This window comes from Halalkalibacter kiskunsagensis (assembly GCF_037027555.1).
Classification (GTDB): domain Bacteria; phylum Bacillota; class Bacilli; order Bacillales; family Bacillaceae_D; genus Halalkalibacter; species Halalkalibacter kiskunsagensis.
Map to the genome: position 1 here is coordinate 40,753 of NZ_JAXBLX010000012.1, position 21,025 is coordinate 61,777.

Consider the following 21,025-nt stretch of genomic DNA (forward strand, 5'->3'; position numbering starts at 1 on the left):
ATTTCTGTCCCTCATCCTCAAGCCACGCTCTTTTGGTGTAATAGTATTATTGAACATTCAAACAATAAATAATCCATTGCAATTTGTTTGTTCGCTAACGTAAAATAATTATGAAACTGATTTCATGTTTTATTTTGACGGTGGAGTGATAGACAAGTGGCTACAATATTAGATGTTGCAAAATTATCAGGCTTATCAAAAACGACGGTTTCTCGTGTTATAAATAATCATCCGTATGTTTCGGACAAGAAGAGAGAATTAGTACTAAAGGCAATGAAAGAGCTTGGGTACACACCTAACCCTTCCGCAAGAAGGCTAAGAGGACAGTTAACGACAACGATAGGTGTCATTGTACCTAGAATTGTAAATCCTTTCTTTGCGTCTCTAGTCAATTCGATTGAACTGGCTGCTTACAAAAAGGGACATCAAGTGTTGATTTGTCAAAGTTATGAAGATAAAGAAAAAGAACTAGCGTTTTTAAACTTATTAAAAACAAAACAAGTAGATGGAGTTATTATGACGTCAATTGAAAATGATTGGGAAGTTATCGAGTCATATAACGAATACGGTTGTATTTTGTTATGCAATGATTACGTAAATCAAACAGTTGTTCCAATGGTCCGTTTAGATCAAGCAAAAGGGGCATATTTAGGAGCTAAGCATTTAATTGATAGAGGGCATCAAAAAATTGCCTACTGTACTGGTGGTTTGTTTGATGAGCAGGGGAAAGGGAAAGATCGTAATCAAGGTTTCCAAAAAGCGTTAAAGGAAGCGGGAATTAAGATCAATCCGAAGTGGATTTTCATAGATCAGCACACGATTGAAGATGGAAAACAGGTTATCAAGCAGATTCTCGAGATGGAGGATCGACCAACTGCTATTTTTACTGGAAGCGATGAAATTGCGGGCGGAATCATAATTGAAGCAAAGGAGCAAGGTATAACCATTCCAAATGACTTTGCAATCATTGGATTCGATGATCAACCAATTGCAGAAATAGTAGACCCTAAACTAACGACAATTCGGCAACCTGTCGATCAGATGGGGAACAAATCAATAGAAGTGATGATTAAGATGCTGGAAAATCCTGCATTGGACATAAAAAATTATGAGCTACCGATAGAATTAATTGTTCGACAATCGACATAATTTATCTAAAACAGGTGAGAAAACTCCCTCTTAAAGCGTGTGAAGGGCGTAGCCCAATGGTAAGGGGGAGTTGGTTTTGTAACAAAATGCAACAGCTATAGGCTTTCTTAAATGGTAGACGGGACAAAAAATGTATGAAGTTATGAACAAATTGATAATTTTGGAATTTGATAATATGATAAGAAAGCGTTGACAGAATACAAAAACGAAAATATAATAAGAAACAGAAATCGATTCCATAAATTCTAATTTTTTTGCTTGATGTGGAACCGATACCATATGAGTTTCAGGTGTTTTATAGCTGTGCTTTTTGCAGAAATATGATTGAATATTTATCGAATATAGCATTAAATCTTTCTGAGGAAATTTTTTGGATTATGTGGAACCGATACCATATGCAAATAGCAGATGTAATCATCTAAGAAAATCTCTTAATTATACACACTGATGGAGGGAACAACATGGAGAAGAAATGGTGGCAAAAGGAAGTTATTTATCAAATTTATCCTAAAAGTTTTTATGACTCGAATAATGATGGAATAGGCGATATAAAAGGGATTACACAAAAACTAGATTACTTACAGTCTTTGGGGATTACGATGGTGTGGATTTGTCCAATTTACCAATCTCCAATGGCTGATAACGGGTATGATATCTCTGACTATTATCAATTAAATCCAGAATTCGGTGAAATGAAGGATTTGGATGAGTTAATTGAGAAGGCACAAGAAAAAGGAATTAAGATTGTCCTTGATCTTGTCATTAACCATACATCGGATGAACACCCTTGGTTCCAAGATTTACTTGCGAACCCAGAGACTAGTAAGTATAGAGATTATTATATTTTGAAATCTGGTAAAGACGGTCAACCACCTACTAACTGGCGCTCTGTTTTCGGCGGTAGTGTATGGGAGCCTTTGAAAAATACAGATGAGTACTACTTTCATTCGTTTGATATTAAACAGCCTGATTTAAATTGGGAAAACAAAGAAGTCCGTGAAGAATTATACGAAATGGTCAATTATTGGTTAGAGAAAGGTATTGCCGGCTTTAGAGTCGATGCCATTACGTTTATAAAGAAAGATCAAAGTTATGATAACCTACCTGCTGATGGAGTAGATGGCCTTGTAAAATGTACAAAGAAAGCGCGGAATCAACCGGGCATTGAAGACTTCTTACATGAATTAAAAGATGAAACATTTTCTAAATATGATTGTGTGACGATTGGGGAAGCTCCTGGTGTACCTTATGAGCAATACAGTGATTACATTGGGGACAATGGCTATTTTTCGATGATTTTTGATTTTAGATATGCAGACCTTGATGTCGCTTCTGGTAGTGAGTGGTTTAAGAGAGTCGATTGGGATGTACTAGGTCTAAAGAAGTTAATCTTTACTAGTCAAAAGGAAATCCAAAAAGCGGGCTGGGGAGCTAACTTTTTAGAGAATCATGATCAGAACCGGTCAATCAGCAAGTATATAAAAGAAGAAGAGAATAGACATTTTTATTCTGCGACAATGCTAGGAGCGATGTTCTTTTATCTTCGAGGGACACCTTTTATCTACCAAGGACAAGAAATTGGAATGACGAACTTCGAACGTGAAAGTATTGAAGAATTTGATGATATTTCAAGTATCGATCAATACTATCGTTCTATGAAAGAAGGCTTTAGTGCAGAAGAAGCACTTCGCTTTATCAACTTACGAAGCCGTGATAATTCAAGAACGCCATTTCATTGGAATGATAAGAAATATGGTGGTTTCTCAGAAGCGAAGCCTTGGTTAGGAATGAACGAGAATTACAAAATGATCAATGCAGAACAACAAGAGCAAGATCCAGATTCTATCTTACAATTTTATAAAGAAATTATTCAAGTTAGACAAGTGAGTGAGGCAAGTGATTGTTTAATTTACGGAGAAATTGAGCCTATCTTAGAAGAGCATCCAACGATTGTTGCGTATAAACGAAAATTGAATAATGAAGAAGTTGTTTGTTATTTCAATTTTTCATCTGAGTGTCAAAAAGTCGATTTTGATTTTAATAATTTTGATGTATTATTAAACAATTATAAAGAAGAAAAAGAGACAATATTTGAGCAGACATATTCGTTAAAACCATATCAAGCACTTGTACTTCAAAAGAAAGGCGCGAGCAATCATGAGTGAAAATAAATACGAACGTATAGGAAAAGAAATTATTCATGTCATTGGTGAGGGTAATATAGAATCATACGTTCATTGTGCAACAAGATTGCGATTCTCTGTTAAGAATCGCGAGGAAATTGACGATGAGGCGATTGAAAAGATTGATGAAGTCAAAGGTGTATTTTATAATGCTGGTCAATATCAAGTCATTTTAGGTACTGGTACGGTCAATAAAGTTTACTCTGCTTTAAGAGGGGGGAAACCTGATCATGAGGATGAGGAAGCGAAAAAGGAATCCTCATCGAATAACAAAGAAAAGGGAATCAGAAAGGCTGTACGAACGTTAGCTGATATCTTTATTCCTATTATCCCAATCATTGCGGCAACAGGTTTATTCCTTGGTTTGAAGGGTGTTTTGTTCAGTGATGCGTTCTTAGGATTAGTTGGTATGAGCATTGATGATATTCCAGAATACTTGCAGACACTTATATCCGTTCTGACAGATACAGCCTTTGCGTTTTTACCAGCCTTAATCTGTTGGTCTGCATTTAGGAATTTTGGTGGTATGCCTATTATTGGTTTTGTGCTTGGGTTAATGCTTGTTTCTCCTGCCCTGCCTAATGCGTATGCGGTTGCAGACATCAATAGTGGAGTAGATCCAATTATTGCTTTCGGTTTCATACCGGTTGTTGGTTATCAAGGTAGTGTGTTAACAGCTCTTGTTATTGGGATTCTTGGGGCAAAACTTGAGAAGAAGTTACGGGCTGTCATGCCAAATGCATTAGATTTAATTTTTACGCCGTTCTTTGTTTTATTAGCTATGATGATTTCTGGTTTACTTATTTTAGGACCTTTGCTGCATTTTGTGGAAACAGGATTGGTAACGGTTGTAACTCAACTTATTGATATCCCTCTTGGTATCGGGGGACTCATGATTGGCTTTATCTATCCATTAGCTGTTATGACAGGTATGCATCATTTGTTTATCGCGATTGAAACAACAATGCTTGCTAATACAGGGTTTAACCCTCTAATTGCTCTATGTGCGATGTACGGATTTGCGAATGCTGGTACGTGTTTAGCGATTACGGTGAAAGCGAAAAAAAGCACGGTGAAAGTTACAGGGACAAGTGCAACTCTTACGCAACTACTAGGTGTTAGTGAACCGGCCTTGTTTGGTGTCGTTATGAGGTATAGTGTGAAACCGCTTTATGTTATGATTGCCTGTTCAGCTGTTGGTGGTGCAATTCTTTCGTTATTAAATGTCCAAGCTAATTCCTATGGTTTAGCTGTGATTCTTTCTCCTTTAATGTACATTTATGATTGGAATCAGCTGATTGCTTATCTAGTCGTTTCTGTTATAATATTTGTTGTTGCATTTATTATCACTTACTTATTTGCAGTACCAAAAGAAGTGATGGTAGAAGATGAAGATCAGAAAGTAAAGAATGTGAGTTAGTAAGAAATGAAATCGAATGAATCTATCTCTAAAAACGAGTTGCTTATATCAACTCGTTTTTAGTATTTGAAATGATATGTGAAGTAGAAGTTGGAAGTGGTAAAGTGATAGGCTGAGGAAGTTCTTTTTGTATAGAGAAAATCATAGATCTACCTTGATCTTACTAAAGGATTAAACAATTTGTCAGTTTTGCAATTTGCAGAGTGCAACAACAATTATACGGACTTAGGCATTGAAAAGGAGACAATAGAATGTTGAAAAAAAGATCAATAGTTTTTATAATGCTTTTAGCTTTTTTTACGATCTTAATAGGTTTCATATATAAATCATTTGGAATTGAAAAGCCTACAGCGATTGTTGTATTAAAAGACTTAGATACACAATATTGGCAAATTGTAAAAGCTGGAGCTGAGAAGGGGTTTCGTGATTTTGGTATAGATGGTAAAGTAATGGCGCCCAGTTATGAATCAGAAGAAGATGGACAAGAGTATCTGCTAAAAAAAGTTCTTAAAGAAAATCCAGATGCATTAATTATCTCGCCGAACGACTCAACTATTATTCCTATTTTAAAAGAGTTTGTCCAAAAGAATATACCTGTATTGCTAATAGATACAGATGACCCTTGGGAAAATAAAACCTCTTATATTGGGACGAATAATATCGATTTAGGTAGATTAGGTGGAATGTTATTAGCTTCGCAACTTCAGCCTGGAAATAAAGTGGCCCTGATTGCAGGAGATATAAACCATCCAATTTCAGGTGATCGAATTAAGGGAGCTAAACATAGTTTAGAGGCTGCAGGAATCAAAATAGCAACAGAAAAATTAGATTTACCAAACGAAATAGAACCGATAAAAGAAGTAATGGAAACGGTTTTGCAAGATCAACCTGATATTAAAGGTGTATTTGCTGAGACGGATATCAAGGCACTAGCTGCTTATGAGGTTATTGAGGAACATGGTCTTAATATACCAGTTATTGGGGCAGATGGAATTAACGAAATGATTGAGTTGATAGAAGAAGGTGCGTTACCTGGAACAGTAGCACAGAATCCTTATGACATGGGATATTTAGGCGTTGAATCCGCAATGAAAGTGATCAAGGGAGAAACAGTCGAAAGAAATATTGATAGTGGTGTAGACATTATTATCAAAGGGAATGCAAACCAAAGGCTAAGCTTCCAGAGAGAGTTATTGAGGTGAGGATTTACATGAAATTATTTTCTTTTTTATCGTCAGAAAAATATGACTTTAGCGAGCTAGAAGTATTACTTTAAATAGGATCTATAATGTCTTAGTTAAACAGTGAATCGTTAGAGACTACTAAAAAGGTAAAAACTGACCTTTTCAGTAGCCTCTTTTTAGTATTCTCTTTACTTTTACTTAAGTTGATTCACAATATAATCAGCCGTTCTAATAGATAATGCAACCGTTGTTAGAGTAGGGTTAGCTGCCCCCATAGATGGAAAAACACTATTATCAGCAACATAAAGTCCTGCTACACCATGAACTTGACCATACCGATTCGTAACAGAAGTGTGTGGATCATCGCCCATTCTGCATGTTCCTACTTCATGATAATCACCACCAGGAGGCATTAGACAAATAGCTTGTCGGTTATTTGGTACAATTAAGGGAGCTTGCATTGCAGAGGAAACTTGATTTAAAGCAGCTGCCATTTGGTGAATGATTTCTGTATCTTGCTTACTATATGAAAAATTGACGTTTATTTTAGGTACCCCATACTTATCTTGTTTATTTGGATCTAGTGTAATATAGTTTTCAAAACGCGATTCAACTTTACCGAATGCGCTGATCCCGATTAATAATTCATCTAACAAGGCCTTTTCTTCATACTGTGAATACCAAAGGTACCATTGATCTTCACCTCCAGGACCGCCCATTTGAATTTGGTAGAGATGTTTTTTTGTTTGTGGTATAAAAATGCTAAGTGTACCCAGAACCTCTGGAAATTGTTGTCGGCTTACTTTTGCCGTAGCTAAGAGCAATGAATGATTCGTTAAATAATGACCGATTGCTCTTCCTTTAATTCCTGAGTGAAGCAAAAGACGAGGAGTTTCAAATGTACTTCCTGATAATACAATTGTTTTTGCTTTAAGAACATAAGCTCTTTTATTAGGAGACATCACCCTTATACCGACTACTTCGTTTTGTTCAACAATCACTTCTACCGCACGGGCATTAACAGCTAAATCAAAAGGCATGCGATTTAGAGCGTAAGCAAGAGCAGAGATAGAACTCCAAAATACGTCTGAATGAATTTGACCATATTTTGTAACTTCAAGATCGGCTGGCGTAGGAACATCTCTTGCTTCGGGAAAACCGTTTTCATGAAGGCGTTTTAATAGGATTTCTTGAATCGAAGAGCCCTCCATATATGCAGTGGATACTCTCATTATTTTTTCGGCGATGTTATAGTAATACTTCATTTCTTTCAAGGGCATAGGCCAATCGAAAAATTCAGAATCATCCATTCTAGGAGCAGACATTCCCCAAAATAACGTTCTTCCTCCTAAGGCAAATAGCTGTCTAGCACCTGGGAAATCAGGAAGATATTTACCAGTCCATTTGGATACGGTATGAAAATATTGACTGAATCGTGTATCATTAACCGTTGGTATATTCCGTACATGAGTCGGAAGCAAGAGACTTCCCGCTTCAATCATCCCAACCTTTTTTCCACTATTTAACCACTGTTCGGCCAATCTCCGAAGGACAGATCCTCCTCCTGCACCAGAACCGACAATAAGTACGTCATAATCTGTATCAGCCATTTGTTCCAAAGATGTAAGTGGAATCCAAGAAGAGAGAAGATCAGAAGGGGAAGGCAATGGACATTCGGAAATAGGTGTCTGAAGTGTATCCGAAATAGGAGAGGAAGGAAAATACACTTTAGAACCTGTTATGTTCATCATGGGGCTTGAAATGTGTGGATTAACAATGAGTAATTTGTTAAGGTCAATCTTGTGTGTTTCGGATATTTTCAAAAGACTATCACCACTTTTAGCGACATAAACTCTCATGTGGACACATCCTTTTGTTTAACTTATTATAAACACACTCCAATTCATTACATATGTATATTCTTCTTACGTAATCATGATACTTACTTTCATGTAAGTATTCCTTAACTAATTTCTCAAAAGAGCTAGGAATTCTTTTGTAATATTTTATTGTGCTGAACTAAAAAAGAGAGAACTTTGACAGAGTTTTCTTGTTATTAATGATGAGTTTGACTATTATCTCGTTTTTAGCATTTAAGAAAACTGAGCAAAAAAAGACCTGACTAATGAGTTTACTCATTAATCAGGTTTGCATTTATTAAAGATTATTTGCTCTATAATTGGTATCGATACAATTAATTAAGCTCCTCATATAAACGCTCATAATCAGCGCGGATGTCATCTCCACCGCGGTCTTTCCATGTTTGTATTGCATCATGCCATCCATCTTCATCAATAGCACCGGTAACAAATTTATATTTCGCATCATTAATCAGTTGCTCTAAATCAGCACCTAGTTGATTTTGAACTTCAGAGATTAAATTTACTGTCGGGTCAGCAACAACTAAATCAGAGTTCTCAATCTCGAGTTCTTGAACACGTACTTCTAACTCAGATAATTCACCAGGAGTCATCTTATCTTCAAGAGGTGCAGTGACTAATGGGTAACGGTAAGGAAAGCCAACCGCAGCCATGTATTTGTCATAATCAATGTGTTTTGGAACACCATCAACTATTTCATGGTGTACGCCTTCGATCCCCCAAGCCAATAAGTCTACCATTTCCTGTTCAGATAATTTTTCAAAGAAAGCTAATAATTGTAATAAATGTTCTTCTGTTTTAACGGTTGCTTTCGGGAACATCAAAATCCCATTTGAACCCATTTGACTTTCTAAACGCTTCTCTCCAGTTGGTCCAACTAAAGCATTGTAAATACCCACTTCTGCATCTGGGTCATTTTCTTTTAGTCTAGTTACAAATGATTGGACAGTATTTGAGGACTCGCCCCAGAAACCAATAACACCGTTTTCAAAATCAGCTCGTCGTGCAGTCTGATCCGGAGCAACTAGATCGCTATTTACTACTCCTTCTTCAAACATTTCTCTTGCATATTTTAACGCCTCGAAATATTCTGGTGTCTCATGATTTTTAATGAATGTCCCGTCATCCGCAACCATCCAATTGTGTGGAGCACCAAATGCAACACCAAAATCAAGACCAAATCCACCAGGTAGAGCGACACTTGTCGTCCCTCTTGTGTCTTTTTCCCCAGATTGGTTTGGATCCTCATTAGTAAACGCTTTCAAAACTTCCTTGTATTCTTCAAAATTTGTTGGTACTTCCAAGCCAAGGTTATCCAACCAATCTTGTCTGTACATCGTAATCCAGCGGTTTAATGGACGATAACGTGGAATGCCGTACAATCCATCGTTAACCTTCACATTGTCATAAACAACATCATTCATAGAAGATAAGTTTGGAAATTGGTCTAGGTATTGCCCGATTTCCCAGAACACACCATCTTGCATCGCGCTAATTAAATAAGGTTGATTAGGAGCACCACAACTTGCGATAACATCAGGTAAATCACCAGATGCGATTAGAACAGGTAATCTTTCACAGAAGTTAGCACTTACCATATGTGTAATATCTAAAGTTGTATTCGTATACTCTTCAATTGCTACCTGAACGTCATTTCCTTTTGCAGGGACTTCTGTTCCGTCAAAATTTAGCGACATTGAAATGTCTAATGGTTCCTCTGTAACTCCACTATCTGGTGCTTCTTCGTTACTTGAATCTGTAGAAGATTCTTTGTTGCTAGAACATGCAACAATAAAAGCCGTTATTAGAGCTAACAAAACAAATAGTGATAATTTTGACCTCTTTCTTTTTCTCATCCTTTTTCCCCCTAAAAAATATAGATATTTATAAAAGGATAATCTTTTTTCTAAAGATAGATAAGAGATTATCTTTTTACTGAAATTAATAGCATTCCTTGAATGGATGAACAATTGATTTACTTGAACTGACCGTCCTTTGCTGAGACATTCACAAAGGGGTGCGTTTGACAACGCTTACAATCGTCTGTTTGTAAATTGAAACAATATGAACGTCCGATTTATGCATGCTCTATATAACTGCAATACTAATATGCTACTATGTTAGTTATTAATATTAACAAGAGGAATTCAATAACTCTATGTATTTTTCAGTACAATGTTTATCCAAAATCGGACTCGATTTGTAGAGTATTAAATCTTGTCGTGTAGCAGATTGGGAATATGTCATTGAATATGGGAAAGAAATTCGCAATAAGTATGGCGATGAAACTGTAGATGCAAGCAAAGCAAAATTGAGGGTATTTGGGTATGAAGTAATGTAGATAATAAAGAGGATGATTGAAAATTAGGTAGAGATTATGAGAAATATAGTAAACAGAGAAAACTAGTTGTCATATCTCTAAAAATCAATTATGATCATATCAATAACGAATACTACCTACTTAAAGAGGAGTAGCTGTACAATAAAGTCGTCATTCGGGATCACATCTCCGGCTTTATTGGCAACATTAACATGTTGTTAGCCAGACCTTTACCATTGGTAGAGGTCTTTTTGTGTTATATAAGAACCTCTGCTTTCTTGGTAAAGGTTTTTTTCTTACAACATTTTATTTTAAAGGAGAAATGATCTTCGTTGTATGCAACGCTGAACAACATTTTTTGAGTGTTATTAGTAATCGTTGTTTTTGAAACAGAGGTGAATTCGAATATCTCAACAAGGGTAAAAATCCTCCTCGAGTTCAAATGAGTTCTAATACAAGATGTGTATTCCAACTTTTTCAACTACAACAAGCCAAAACAAAAGTAAGTGTTCAATACAAGAGCAGGAAGACTTGTATCAGTGGCTGAATTATAACAAGTATAATGTGTACTTGCTCTTTTTTATAGGAGAGAGTAGTACTATTTATTATTCTATATTGCATTGAAAAAAAAGCAGTAGTGAAATGAAACAATAAGTAATAAAATGTAAGTAATATTAATATGGAGTGTGATGTTTAGATGGACGATGTTCCCTCGAGTTTGATTGCGTTATTTATCGTGTTATTAGGTTTGTCTGCTTTTTTCTCCTCAGCCGAAACGGCATTTTCAAGTGTTAACAAAATCCGCCTTAGAAATTATGAGGAGGAAGGAAGGCGCGGGGCTAAGAAGGCTGTAGACATAGCTGAGAATTTTGATAAGACGCTTTCGACCCTTTTGGTTGGTAATAACCTTGTGAACATTGCTGCTGCAACACTATCTTCACAAATTGCAATACAACTGTTTGGCCCGAGTCTCGGAGTGTTCATAAGTACATTTGTAGTCACAATTTTGGTCTTAATTTTTGGCGAAATTATCCCGAAATCGCTAGCGAAAGAGTATGCGGAAATTTACGCGATAAAAACGTCAGGAATCCTATTTTTGTTGATTCAAGTGCTCAATCCAGTTACTTGGGTGTTTTTACAAGTTAAGAAGACTGTTTCGCTATTTGTGAGAAATAAGGAAAACACACCATCTGTCACGGAAGAAGAAATTAAAATGCTTATACAAATTAGTGAAGATGAAGGTGTCATTGGTAAAAACGAAAAAGAAATGGTGCAACGTTCGTTGGAGTTTGATGACATTATTGTTCATGAAATTTTAAAACCGCGTCCAGATATGATTGCGGTAGAAGTCAATCAAGCGGTTTCTGAAATTAAAGATGTTTTTTTGAAAGAACACTTTTCAAGAATACCGGTGTATGAAGGCAATATTGATAATGTCATTGGTATCTTGTCTGAGCGTGATTTTTTAACAGCCTATATTAAAGATGGAATGAATTTGGACGTGAAATCGCTCATTCGAAGTCCTTTATTCGTAGTTGAATCGATGAAAATTTCATCGTTACTGCCAGAACTTCAAAAACAAAAAGTTCATATGGCGATTGTGATTGATGAATTTGGTGGGACGTCTGGATTAATTACATTAGAAGATTTATTAGAAGAAATTGTCGGTGAAATTTGGGATGAACATGATGTGCGTGTCAATCAAGTAAGACAAGTTGGACCATCTAGTTATGTTGTTAATGCAGATTATCCGATTGATGATTTTGCCGAATTTGTAAACATGGATGTTCCTCTAACGTCTAATCATACGTTGGGTGGATGGTTGATTGAAGAATTCCAACGGATCCCTAAAGTAGGGGAAGAGTTTTTCTATCAGAATTTAGTATTGAAGATTGAGAAGGCTGAAGAAAAGCGGGTTCGTCAAGTTCATTTGAAAATAAATGAAAATCATGAGGTAGTCGAACAACAAACAGCCATTTAATAACAAGTTCCCCTGTGATGTATAATACACAGGGGAACTTGTTACTAATAAAAAATAATAAGGTGAAACTATGATCAATAAATTAGTAGCTGTCATACTTTTGTTGTTGGCATTTGTTTTAAATTCCTATCCTTATGACCTGAACGAGCGTGCATTGGATGGCATGGACGTTCACTTGTCAACTGAAGCAAATGCATTAGAGGGTTTTGCGGGACTAGGCCAAACGACTTTCCTTTTATTCGGACAAGCTGCACCATGGGGACATGATCTAAAAGGTACCAATTGCTATTCACAATATATGAATGAGTTGCTTTACTCGTATATTCCTTTATTAAAAACGTACATAAATCTTCTCACGATTAAGTTTCAAAGCACCTTTTTTTCTGTTATTTTAAGCAGTTTTAAATAACAAGAGAGAGGACGTTTGCATGATGCTTAAGAAGAGATCAATGAATCGTGAATTGAGTGAACCACTCATAGGACTAGCTGTTGGCGTTATTATGTTGATTGTCGCATGTTTGATTGCTCACTTTGTATTTGGATTAGCCTTCTTTTCGTAATAAATAGGACAAAGTTAATACGAGTTTTCGTATGGGCTTTGTCCTTCTTTATTAAGAACCATTTTGAATGGAGATCGTCTATAAAATGAGTAACTGGGTATAACTGGAGGTGGTAAAAAGTGACTGATAATAAGGTACTTCAAGTAATTGTTCGAATTTTAATTGTAGCACTATTGCTAGTCCTTGGTTGGGTCGTATTTTATTATGTTGTATGGCTCACTTTCCCTTTCTTAATTGCTTTAGTGATCGCTTTTTTATTAAATCCCATCGTCAATCTGTTAGAGAAGACAGCTAAATTTCCAAGATCTTTGGCTGTACTTACCGGGATTTTGATTTTATTTGGGCTAATTGGTGGTGTGCTAACCTTAATCATTATTAAGTTGATTGATGGGTTTCATTATTTATCACGATTAGTTCCTAAGCAAATTGAAATGATTGCAACTCATATTCAGTCGTATGTAAATGAACAAGTCTTACCCCTATGGGTGAGAGGGATTGGGTTAATTGATGATCTAGATGATGCTCAAAGAAATGCAATTGAAAATAGTATCCAGCAGCTGGGAGGACAGTTTGCCTCGATACTTGGGAATGCAGGCCAATCGATTGCTAACAGTCTTTCTCATTTCGTGGGGGCATTGCCAATTACATTAACCGTTTTTGTGTTTATTATCCTTTCGTTATATTTTATAAGCAAAGATTGGAATCGACTTCAACTACTCATGAGGAGTAAACTACCAAACCGGATGTTTGAGCAAATGGGTCATGTGTATCAAGATTTAAAATCAAAGCTTATTGGATTCCTTACGGCTCAATTTATACTAATAAGCATGACAGCTGTGTTGAATTTTATTGGGCTCCTTGTTTTGAACGTTGAACAGCCATTAACGATCGCACTCATACTCGGTATTGTCGATGTCCTGCCCTATCTTGGAACAGGAATAATTTTAATTCCATGGGCTATTTATAGTTTAGTAACAGGAAACTTCTTTCTAGGTATTGGGTTATTAATTCTATATGCGTTAACAATTACGTTAAGGCAATTAGCAGAACCAAAAGTGCTATCGTCAAGTTTAGGGATTAATCCATTAGCGACGCTCGTCTCTTTGTTTGTTGGCTTACAGTTATTTGGTTTCATAGGTCTATTTTTAGGTCCTGTTATGTTAGTTTTGTTGTTATCCTTTCACGAAGCGAAAGTATTCGAAGGGGTATGGCGTTTTATCAAAGGAAATGACAAATAACGTAACGGGTAAGCTGTATAATATCTTTAATAGCCCCAGGTTAAAAGAACTCGGCATGGTAGGACGGGCGTAAGCATTTTCTGGTGTTGGAGACAGTCAACAACTGTTCGATCTGAAAGAGGAGTTAACGACCAATTTAAAAGAGAAAATAGCTGATTATAAAAAAACAGGAATAACAGAGCAAGAAGCATTCAAGGAGGCAGTTAGTTCTTTGGGTGACCTGAGTGGATTGGTTGACGATATGCGTCAGATTGGTCAAGACAAAGCGAAGCAAGCTGTCTACACAAACATGACTATGCGTATCTCAACGGCTGGCTTAATTATTGGGATATTGACGATATTATTTGGAGTTTTAGTGACTACAATGTTGTATTTTATGGGTTTGCCATTAGAAGCCGTTACGGGACCTGCTTTCTTTGTTGTCATCGGTGGGGCGATCCTTACTTATAGTTTATTGACAAGAGAGACAAGTCAAAAGTACGCGATGAACAAGGTCCGTGCTAGTCTTTATGCCGTTGCAACAGCAGTCCTTCTATTTAGCTTTTTCGTGGCTTGTGCTTCTGGGTTTGCTACTGGGGAGATGTTTATTGCGATTAGTTCGTTTATGGTTTTCTTCTTAGTAAGCGTTGGATTGTTATTAGGTCTTCTTTTTACTGGGACCGATCGAAAAAAATAAGAGGAGGGAAACGTGTATGTTTTTCGCTAAATCATCAAAAAGAAACCACCCAGTATTCACACAAGCAAAAGGTGGCTCTTTTAAAAAAATGAAACATATTTAACAACCACTATTTGGCGGTAGGGTTGCAAAAGAGAAGTGTTGGCGCACTTCTCTTATTTATTATACAGAAAAGTCATTACGATGTCTCATTCATCACTTCAAAATTCATCATGATCTCATCTAGAATGTGTTTATTGTCTTCGTAAAAATATGGTGGTATTTCAGCACTAAAGTGATACGTTATATTGTCATCAATTAACATCATATGATAGCCAATGAATCCATATTCTTCGTTTTGAAAAAAGTACGCTTCCTTTCCGCTATGCAATGTAATTTGATCATAATAATGAGGAGGCTAACCTTCGTCAGCGACTGTAGCGACAACATTATACGCATGAAATGGATTGCTAATATCATGGAAGTTAGGATGAGGACGGTTGTCTGTAGAAAGGTCTAATACACGAACAAGCATTGTTGCTACCTGTGTTCTTGTGATTGAATTATTTGGCTTAAAAGCACTGCTTGAAATCCAAATATCACACCCTGATTATTCAGAAACTCAATTTCTGACTTTGCCCTAAAGTCTTCTGCCACATCTGAAAATGTTGCTAGTGCATTTCCTGTTTGAAACGGAATAAGCAAGGAAAAAGCGGTGGCAAGAAGTGCTATTTTCATGACTAAATGATTCAAAAGCTGCGCCTCCTTTTGAGGTAGGTGATTAGCTTCAGGAAAGAAAAAAGTACATAGATGTACTTTTTTACTATATTAAATACGTCAAAACTATAGTTCTTTAAGACATTAGTTAAAACCTGATGAGATAAGGTTTTTATTTAACCGGTATTCTAAAGATCTAAAAACATCTATCCAAGAACTAACAGTGTAAAGAATCCTTCTCTGAGCCATTTTATAAAGAGAGGAGGAATTATATATGAAAAAAATTACGTTGTCCCTCGCTGCAGCAACAATGCTTTTAGGCGGTCTTGCAGGATGTGGAGTGGATAATCAAGCAACAGACATAGGAACGAATCATTATGAAACGGGTACTCGTCAAGGAGCGTTAGGTGTAGATACAGGACCTGGAATAGGTGCTCGTAATGATTTGGGTGGACGTGTTGATCATGACGGTGGATTTTTTAGAGATCAAAGACAAGCGATAGGAGAGGTAGAGATAGGAAATGAGCGACCTCGTGGCTTTGGGACAGACTTCGGTCAAGGGCGAGCTGGTGGTTTCTTTGGACTAGATGGGGATAGACAAGGACAGCGGGCAGCGGCTCAAACCTCTCAACGGACACTTGATCGTATTGAAGAAATAGATGGGGTTGAACAAGCACGTGTAAGTGGGAATGTTATTGAAATAACAGTAAACGAAGGAATTGATAAAAGAAGAGCAGTGGAAATCAAACGTCAGGCACAAACATTAGCTGATAATAAGACGATACGTGTCGTTAATTAATTTTTATATAGTGAGTTGTATGGTCGTACTTGAGAATAGGCAGTCAAAGTAGTGCCACTATGTTCTTTATTCTTTAGTCGACCAAATTTAGATGGAGTTTAGTGAAAACGGGAAAACTCCCTGACTACAAACGAGTCATGGGAGTTTCTTAATAAGGAATTCTGGTGCATGTTCAAGGTGAATCGTTTGAAATTCAGGATAGGAACTTTGCTTATAGTAAAAACCGATAATGTATTCACCCTGATAATTTCCACTTGCTTGTTTGAGGACTTCTTCTAATTGTTCTGAGTCCTCTATTTTAATCGCATCGTCCCTATCGGCAAATGTTGCATCTAATCTGTTCTCATGTACGAACTCATACAACTCTCTGGATTCATCATTCTTCATAATGTAAGCATGTGATAGATCGTTTGCGGTTACTCGTGCTTGGGAGAGCAGGCCTTTTTCTTCTAACCAATTTTCAATACGGGTGTAAGATTTTTTCCACGGGAGATGAAGGTATTTCTTACCTTCAAATTGATATTCAATATGCGACCAATCACCCCGTTGATCAAAGATGTTCTCTAACGTTTGGTCAAGTACATCAGCTTGTAGCAATTGATGAAACTCTTCTACGTCCTGTGGATCTGTCAATCTTACTCGATTTCCTGCCATATATGAATTGATTGTAATATGGTCAATAGTCGTGTGGTCTTCAATCTGAACGATCGGGTTTTGATTTTGTTTGTATTCAGTTGATTCAACAATGTCTCTATAGTGCTTTTGGTACGCTCGAATCGGAATTTGATAGTATCTAACGATTTGATCGCCATTATTTAAATCATAACGAAAGGCAACCGAATTAGAATAATTGGACATTTTATTAAGGTGATTTTGCTCTTTAACAATTTGTTCGTGTAAGCTACGAATACTTTCGATCGTCTCTAGTTGTTCATAATAAAAGCTTGGTTCAATATATTCGGTCGATGGCGGTACATGACCAAGCCCCATGTTTGGATCGCTATCTAGGACACTAAAAATGTGTTCTCCAAAGTAGACACCTTGAATTTCCTCCACATTCGGTATCTTTTTTTCAAATCCGAACACATCCATCTGAAAAGAAAAACCCAAAACAGCAACAACTGCCAAATAGATGAGATATCCTTTCCATTTAGAAAAAACTCTCCATGTTTTTTCTAAGATCATCGTAGCAAGGAAGTAGCCCAAAAACGCTGCTGCAATGTACCCAAAGATGATCCAGCCAATGCCTCCTTGTAAACTGCCGAAATAGAGTCCACCGACTAACATCGTGCAAAAGGTAATACCGTATTTAAAAACAGGACGCAAGTGTTCAAAGGCAATGGCTTGTGTAGCTGTTTCTGCATGTCTTTTCTTATAAGCGAGTATCGCGCAAAAGTAAAAAGCGATAATTAGGATCAAGTAAGTAAAAATTTCATTCATCGTCAGCGGGAAACGTTCTAACTGAGTAATTCGTACAAATGGGAGTAAGCTTTCGATTTGTTGCGTCAAGTAATAATTAGCTGTAAATCCAAATAAATAAAATTCCAAGTTTGTTAAGAAAAGAACCATAACGCCGACAGGTAAGATAAAAATAATATACGTAAGGGCTCCTTGTAAAATCGACATGCCTGTAAACATCGCTACAAATACCCCTGCCATAAATACAAAGACATTAAAGACGGTCGTGAGGCTCATCCATTTTAAAATAGAAGAAACAGCTAAGAGCTCGTCGTATGGAAGAAACTGACTTAAAACTAGTAAACTAACAGCTGTTAAGAGAACGGGAACGATTAAGACAACGAGACCAAATAAAACGTGTTGGTGTAACAAATGTTGTCTTTTTATTGGCAAACTGTGCGTAAAATCACTGGAGGACTTCACTTGAATGTAACGAAATAAAAAAATAGCAAGCAAAACAGGAAATAGAAACGTCATGATCGTTTGAAACTCGTTTGAAAGTCCAAATAAACTTTTCGGTGGTATAAATTGATGAAACTCGTTCTCTCTCGTATAGGCCATTAGAAGCTGCAACGGAAGAAAGAAAAGCAAACAGAGCAAATAGCTTAAACTGATCCATCCAACGTTACGGACGTTTTGAACAAGAATTCCCAGGTTAAACAATGATGTTTTCAATCTCATAGCCAACATCCCTCATTTCATAGATAAATATTTCTTCTAAGGTTAATGGAAGTAAATCAAAAATAGCCGGCTGATGGGCAAGCACTTGAGCAGTAATCGTACTTTCTTTTCCACGAACGATATAAAGAAGCACACTGCCACGTTCTTCTTTATAAAGGATCGGAACGTCATTTAAAAAGTCAGCAGGTACGCCTTGTTTAAAGGCTACTTGAATTTTGTGGACATCAGACTTTAAATCATCCAAATCCTTCTCAATGATGATCTTCCCACCATGCATGATCCCGACATTGTCGCAAAGATCTTCTACTTCTCGTAAATTATGAGAAGAGATGATAATCGTCATTTCACGCTCAGCTACATCTTGTATAATAAGGTTTTTTACTTTTTGCCTCATTACAGCATCTAATCCATCTAGTGGCTCATCCAATATGAGAACGTCAGGCATCGTCGACAACGTCAACCAGAACGCTACTTGGCGTTGCATCCCTTTTGAAAGACGGTGGATTTTTTTCGTTACATCGATTTGGAAGACATTCTGTAACATGTTAAAGCGATTTTCGTTCCACGAAGAATACATCGATTGATAAAAATGAGCTGCTTGTTGAATCGTTGTATTCGGGTAAAAATACAATGAATCAGCGAGAAAAATCATTTTCTCTTTCAACTTCACATTTTCAAACACTGGTTCTTCTTCGATTAAAACGTTGCCAGAGTTAGGCTTGTAAATTCCAGCAAGTATTTTTAAAAGTGTTGTCTTTCCGGCACCGTTTGAACCAAGAAGACCGTATATCGATCCTTTTTGTATATGAACGGTTACCCCATTCACGGCCTCAAAGCCCTCAAAGCTCTTTTGGACATTTGTCATGTTAATCATCTTGATCCCCGCCTTTTGTTGATTGCTCGGCAATCGTGATTAAGGATAAAATTTCTTCTTTGTCAATACCTAGGTAGAGCGCTTCTGATAATAACTTAAGCAATTCTTGTTTCAATTTCATCACCTTCTCGTTATTAGTTGTTATCGCTTGAGGAGCAACAAACTTCCCTTTGCCTGGAATTGAATAAATATAACCTTGATGTTCTAACTCACGATAAGCTTTTTGGATTGTATTAGGGTTAACGGTTAATTCTTGTGCGAGCACTCTAACAGAAGGTAGCTGCTGATCCGGTTGATACACTTCATGGATAATCAGTTCTTTCCATTTCTCAACTAATTGTTCATAAATGGGTACTCTGCTTCTGATGTCTAGTTGAAACATATTGGCCTCCTTTCAAACTGAGGTTCATTCGTATTAACTGAACTAACTGTACTATTTAATATAATACGGTTTAGGTGAGTATGCAACTAAAAATTCCCAAATAATTAAATAAATGAATAAAATCATCATCTTTAGGAAAACTACCTTCTGAGGTGAAGGGAAATGGGTTTGTTTGGTTCCATTAGTCAATGGACTGAGATGAGAAAGAAGAAAAGAATTGAAAATTTCAAATCGCAGGGTACGTGTCCTAATTGTCAAGGAAAAGGATTTAACATATTAGAAAGTGAAATGATGATGGGCACTTGTTATGACTGTGCTGGCTGTAGCGGCAGTGGTTCGTTTTCTGCTTGGGCTGAAATAAATCAATTGAGTAGAAGGTTCTTATAGTTTCAATGAAAAGACATTCTTCAAGCACTTACTGCTTTGAAGAATGTCTTTTCTGGATTTTAGATTTGTGACCCCTAGTGCTTCAAGATATAAATGCGGTTAGCAAAGAAATGCAAATAAAAAAAGCAATCAATAGAATTCTACTTATTTGTAAACCGACTGAGTGTAACAAACGAATGGATTGTTAGTTCTAAAATGTCCTTACTATTTATGGTATGATACAAGCATATTCAAACTACTAAGGGGAGACTTGTATGGCTAATTTAGTTCAATCGGTTGATAGAGCTTTGGTAATTGTCTCAGCATTATCAGGTGAAAAAAATGGTTTAGCGATTGGGGAATTATCGAATCGTATTGGCTTGCCTAAAAGTACAACACATCGATTATTAAACACACTCATGCACCATGGCTTTGTATCCAGAGATACCACCAATGGTAATTATTGTATTGGAATGAAAGTGGTTGCAATTGCAAATGAAGTGTTGGAACAGATAGATATTCGGAAAGTTGCTAGAGGTCCGTTAGAGGATTTAGTAGGAGAGGTAAAGGAAACCGTTCATTTGTGTACTCATAATAATGGCAATGCAATCTATATTGATAAAGTAGAGAGTGATCAAACCATTCGTATGATCTCTAAAGTTGGTCGAAGTGTTATGATGCATTGTACAGGAATAGGGAAGATTCTATTAGCGGGCATGTCGAATGACCAAGTAGAAACGATCATTGAAAAAAAGGGGTTACCGAGGTTTACAGAAAATACAATAACGGATAAAGAAGTGTTGTTTCAACAATTAGATGAAATCCGTCAATGTGGTTATGCAATTGATGAAGTAGAGCATGAAGAAGGAATTGCTGGAATAGCAGCGCCTATTTATGATCATAATCAAGAAGTAATTGCTGCGATAAGTGTTGCAGGACCAGTTTATCGAATTCTTAATAATCAAGTTGAAGACTTTCTTAAGAGATGTTTACTAGAAACGGCAAATGAGATTTCAGCTAGATTGGGCTACAGAATTAACAATTATTAACTGTTAATAAAATATGTTGACTAAGTAAAACGTTTTCTACTATAATGAACTCACAAAGTGAAAAGGCGTTCCATAATACGGAACTAAGAGGTGAGAGTTTGATAAAATATCAACTCTCATACATTTTGT

The 21,025-nt window shown here is 36.6% G+C and carries 18 protein-coding genes and 1 pseudogene; 12 read left to right on the forward strand and 7 right to left on the reverse strand.

All coding sequences use genetic code 11. The features are described 5' to 3' along the window. Positions 1–156: 156 nt before the first annotated feature. From SLH51_RS08785 to SLH51_RS08800, 4 genes are all read left to right on the forward strand, one after another. On the forward strand, positions 157–1,149 hold the full coding sequence (locus SLH51_RS08785) for a LacI family DNA-binding transcriptional regulator (protein WP_335960747.1): 993 nt from the start codon (positions 157–159) through the stop codon (positions 1,147–1,149). Between the two features lie 461 nt (positions 1,150–1,610). Continuing rightward, positions 1,611–3,314, forward strand: a complete 1,704-nt coding sequence (locus tag SLH51_RS08790) for a glycoside hydrolase family 13 protein (protein ID WP_335960749.1) — start codon at positions 1,611–1,613, stop codon at positions 3,312–3,314. Beyond that, complete coding sequence (locus SLH51_RS08795) at positions 3,307–4,752, forward strand: PTS transporter subunit EIIC (protein ID WP_335960751.1); 1,446 nt, start codon at positions 3,307–3,309, stop codon at positions 4,750–4,752. Before SLH51_RS08790 ends, SLH51_RS08795 begins: the two co-directional genes overlap by 8 nt. Positions 4,753–5,003: 251 nt before the next feature. Beyond that, positions 5,004–5,954 (forward strand): sugar ABC transporter substrate-binding protein, encoded by a 951-nt coding sequence (locus tag SLH51_RS08800; RefSeq protein ID WP_335960753.1) that lies wholly within the window; start codon positions 5,004–5,006, stop codon positions 5,952–5,954. 176 nt (positions 5,955–6,130) lie between these two features. Here the strand turns inward: SLH51_RS08800 and SLH51_RS08805 are convergent, their stop codons facing one another. After that, positions 6,131–7,795, reverse strand: a complete 1,665-nt coding sequence (locus SLH51_RS08805; protein WP_335960755.1) for a GMC family oxidoreductase — start codon at positions 7,793–7,795, stop codon at positions 6,131–6,133. Between the two features lie 335 nt (positions 7,796–8,130). Then, the gene (locus tag SLH51_RS08810) at positions 8,131–9,672 is read right to left on the reverse strand and encodes an extracellular solute-binding protein (RefSeq protein ID WP_335960757.1); all 1,542 of its coding nucleotides are present in this window, start codon (positions 9,670–9,672) and stop codon (positions 8,131–8,133) included. 1,161 nt (positions 9,673–10,833) lie between these two features. Between SLH51_RS08810 and SLH51_RS08815 the strand changes: the two genes are divergently transcribed. The 5 genes and pseudogenes from SLH51_RS08815 to SLH51_RS08835 form a co-directional block, all read left to right on the forward strand. After that, the gene (locus SLH51_RS08815) at positions 10,834–12,117 is read left to right on the forward strand and encodes a hemolysin family protein (RefSeq protein WP_335960759.1); all 1,284 of its coding nucleotides are present in this window, start codon (positions 10,834–10,836) and stop codon (positions 12,115–12,117) included. A gap of 70 nt (positions 12,118–12,187) precedes the next feature. Then, complete coding sequence (locus tag SLH51_RS08820; RefSeq protein WP_335960760.1) at positions 12,188–12,526, forward strand: hypothetical protein; 339 nt, start codon at positions 12,188–12,190, stop codon at positions 12,524–12,526. A 19-nt stretch (positions 12,527–12,545) separates the two neighbouring features. Further along, positions 12,546–12,677: a hypothetical protein gene (locus SLH51_RS08825; protein WP_335960762.1), complete on the forward strand. Its 132-nt coding sequence runs from the start codon at positions 12,546–12,548 to the stop codon at positions 12,675–12,677. Between the two features lie 119 nt (positions 12,678–12,796). Continuing rightward, the gene (gene ytvI, locus SLH51_RS08830; RefSeq protein WP_335960764.1) at positions 12,797–13,915 is read left to right on the forward strand and encodes a sporulation integral membrane protein YtvI; all 1,119 of its coding nucleotides are present in this window, start codon (positions 12,797–12,799) and stop codon (positions 13,913–13,915) included. Positions 13,916–14,015: 100 nt separating this feature from the next. After that, a pseudogene (locus tag SLH51_RS08835) lies at positions 14,016–14,591 on the forward strand (permease prefix domain 1-containing protein); the annotation flags it as partial. A gap of 178 nt (positions 14,592–14,769) precedes the next feature. Here SLH51_RS08835 and SLH51_RS08840 read toward each other — a convergent pair. Continuing rightward, a complete protein-coding gene (locus SLH51_RS08840) occupies positions 14,770–14,961 on the reverse strand; it encodes a hypothetical protein (protein WP_335960766.1) in 192 nt (63 codons plus the stop codon). 149 nt (positions 14,962–15,110) lie between these two features. After that, positions 15,111–15,323: a hypothetical protein gene (locus SLH51_RS08845; protein ID WP_335960768.1), complete on the reverse strand. Its 213-nt coding sequence runs from the start codon at positions 15,321–15,323 to the stop codon at positions 15,111–15,113. Between the two features lie 238 nt (positions 15,324–15,561). Between SLH51_RS08845 and SLH51_RS08850 the strand changes: the two genes are divergently transcribed. Next, positions 15,562–16,086 (forward strand): hypothetical protein, encoded by a 525-nt coding sequence (locus SLH51_RS08850; protein WP_335960770.1) that lies wholly within the window; start codon positions 15,562–15,564, stop codon positions 16,084–16,086. A 135-nt stretch (positions 16,087–16,221) separates the two neighbouring features. Here SLH51_RS08850 and SLH51_RS08855 read toward each other — a convergent pair whose 3' ends face one another. From SLH51_RS08855 to SLH51_RS08865, 3 genes are read right to left on the reverse strand one after another with little or no spacing between them, the layout of a single operon-like run. After that, positions 16,222–18,225, reverse strand: a complete 2,004-nt coding sequence (locus tag SLH51_RS08855; protein ID WP_335960772.1) for a DUF6449 domain-containing protein — start codon at positions 18,223–18,225, stop codon at positions 16,222–16,224. Further along, complete coding sequence (locus SLH51_RS08860) at positions 18,200–19,099, reverse strand: ABC transporter ATP-binding protein (protein WP_335960774.1); 900 nt, start codon at positions 19,097–19,099, stop codon at positions 18,200–18,202. The genes SLH51_RS08855 and SLH51_RS08860 overlap by 26 nt, the downstream gene beginning before the upstream one ends. Beyond that, positions 19,092–19,481: a GntR family transcriptional regulator gene (locus SLH51_RS08865; protein ID WP_335960776.1), complete on the reverse strand. Its 390-nt coding sequence runs from the start codon at positions 19,479–19,481 to the stop codon at positions 19,092–19,094. Before SLH51_RS08865 ends, SLH51_RS08860 begins: the two co-directional genes overlap by 8 nt. A 162-nt stretch (positions 19,482–19,643) precedes the next feature. On the opposite strand from SLH51_RS08865, the gene SLH51_RS08870 reads away from it, so the two are divergent. Together SLH51_RS08870 and SLH51_RS08875 are read left to right on the forward strand one after the other, a co-directional pair. Continuing rightward, a complete protein-coding gene (locus tag SLH51_RS08870) occupies positions 19,644–19,868 on the forward strand; it encodes a methionine aminopeptidase (RefSeq protein WP_335960777.1) in 225 nt (74 codons plus the stop codon). Between the two features lie 254 nt (positions 19,869–20,122). Next, complete coding sequence (locus tag SLH51_RS08875) at positions 20,123–20,896, forward strand: IclR family transcriptional regulator (protein ID WP_335960779.1); 774 nt, start codon at positions 20,123–20,125, stop codon at positions 20,894–20,896. Positions 20,897–21,025: the final 129 nt, after the last annotated feature.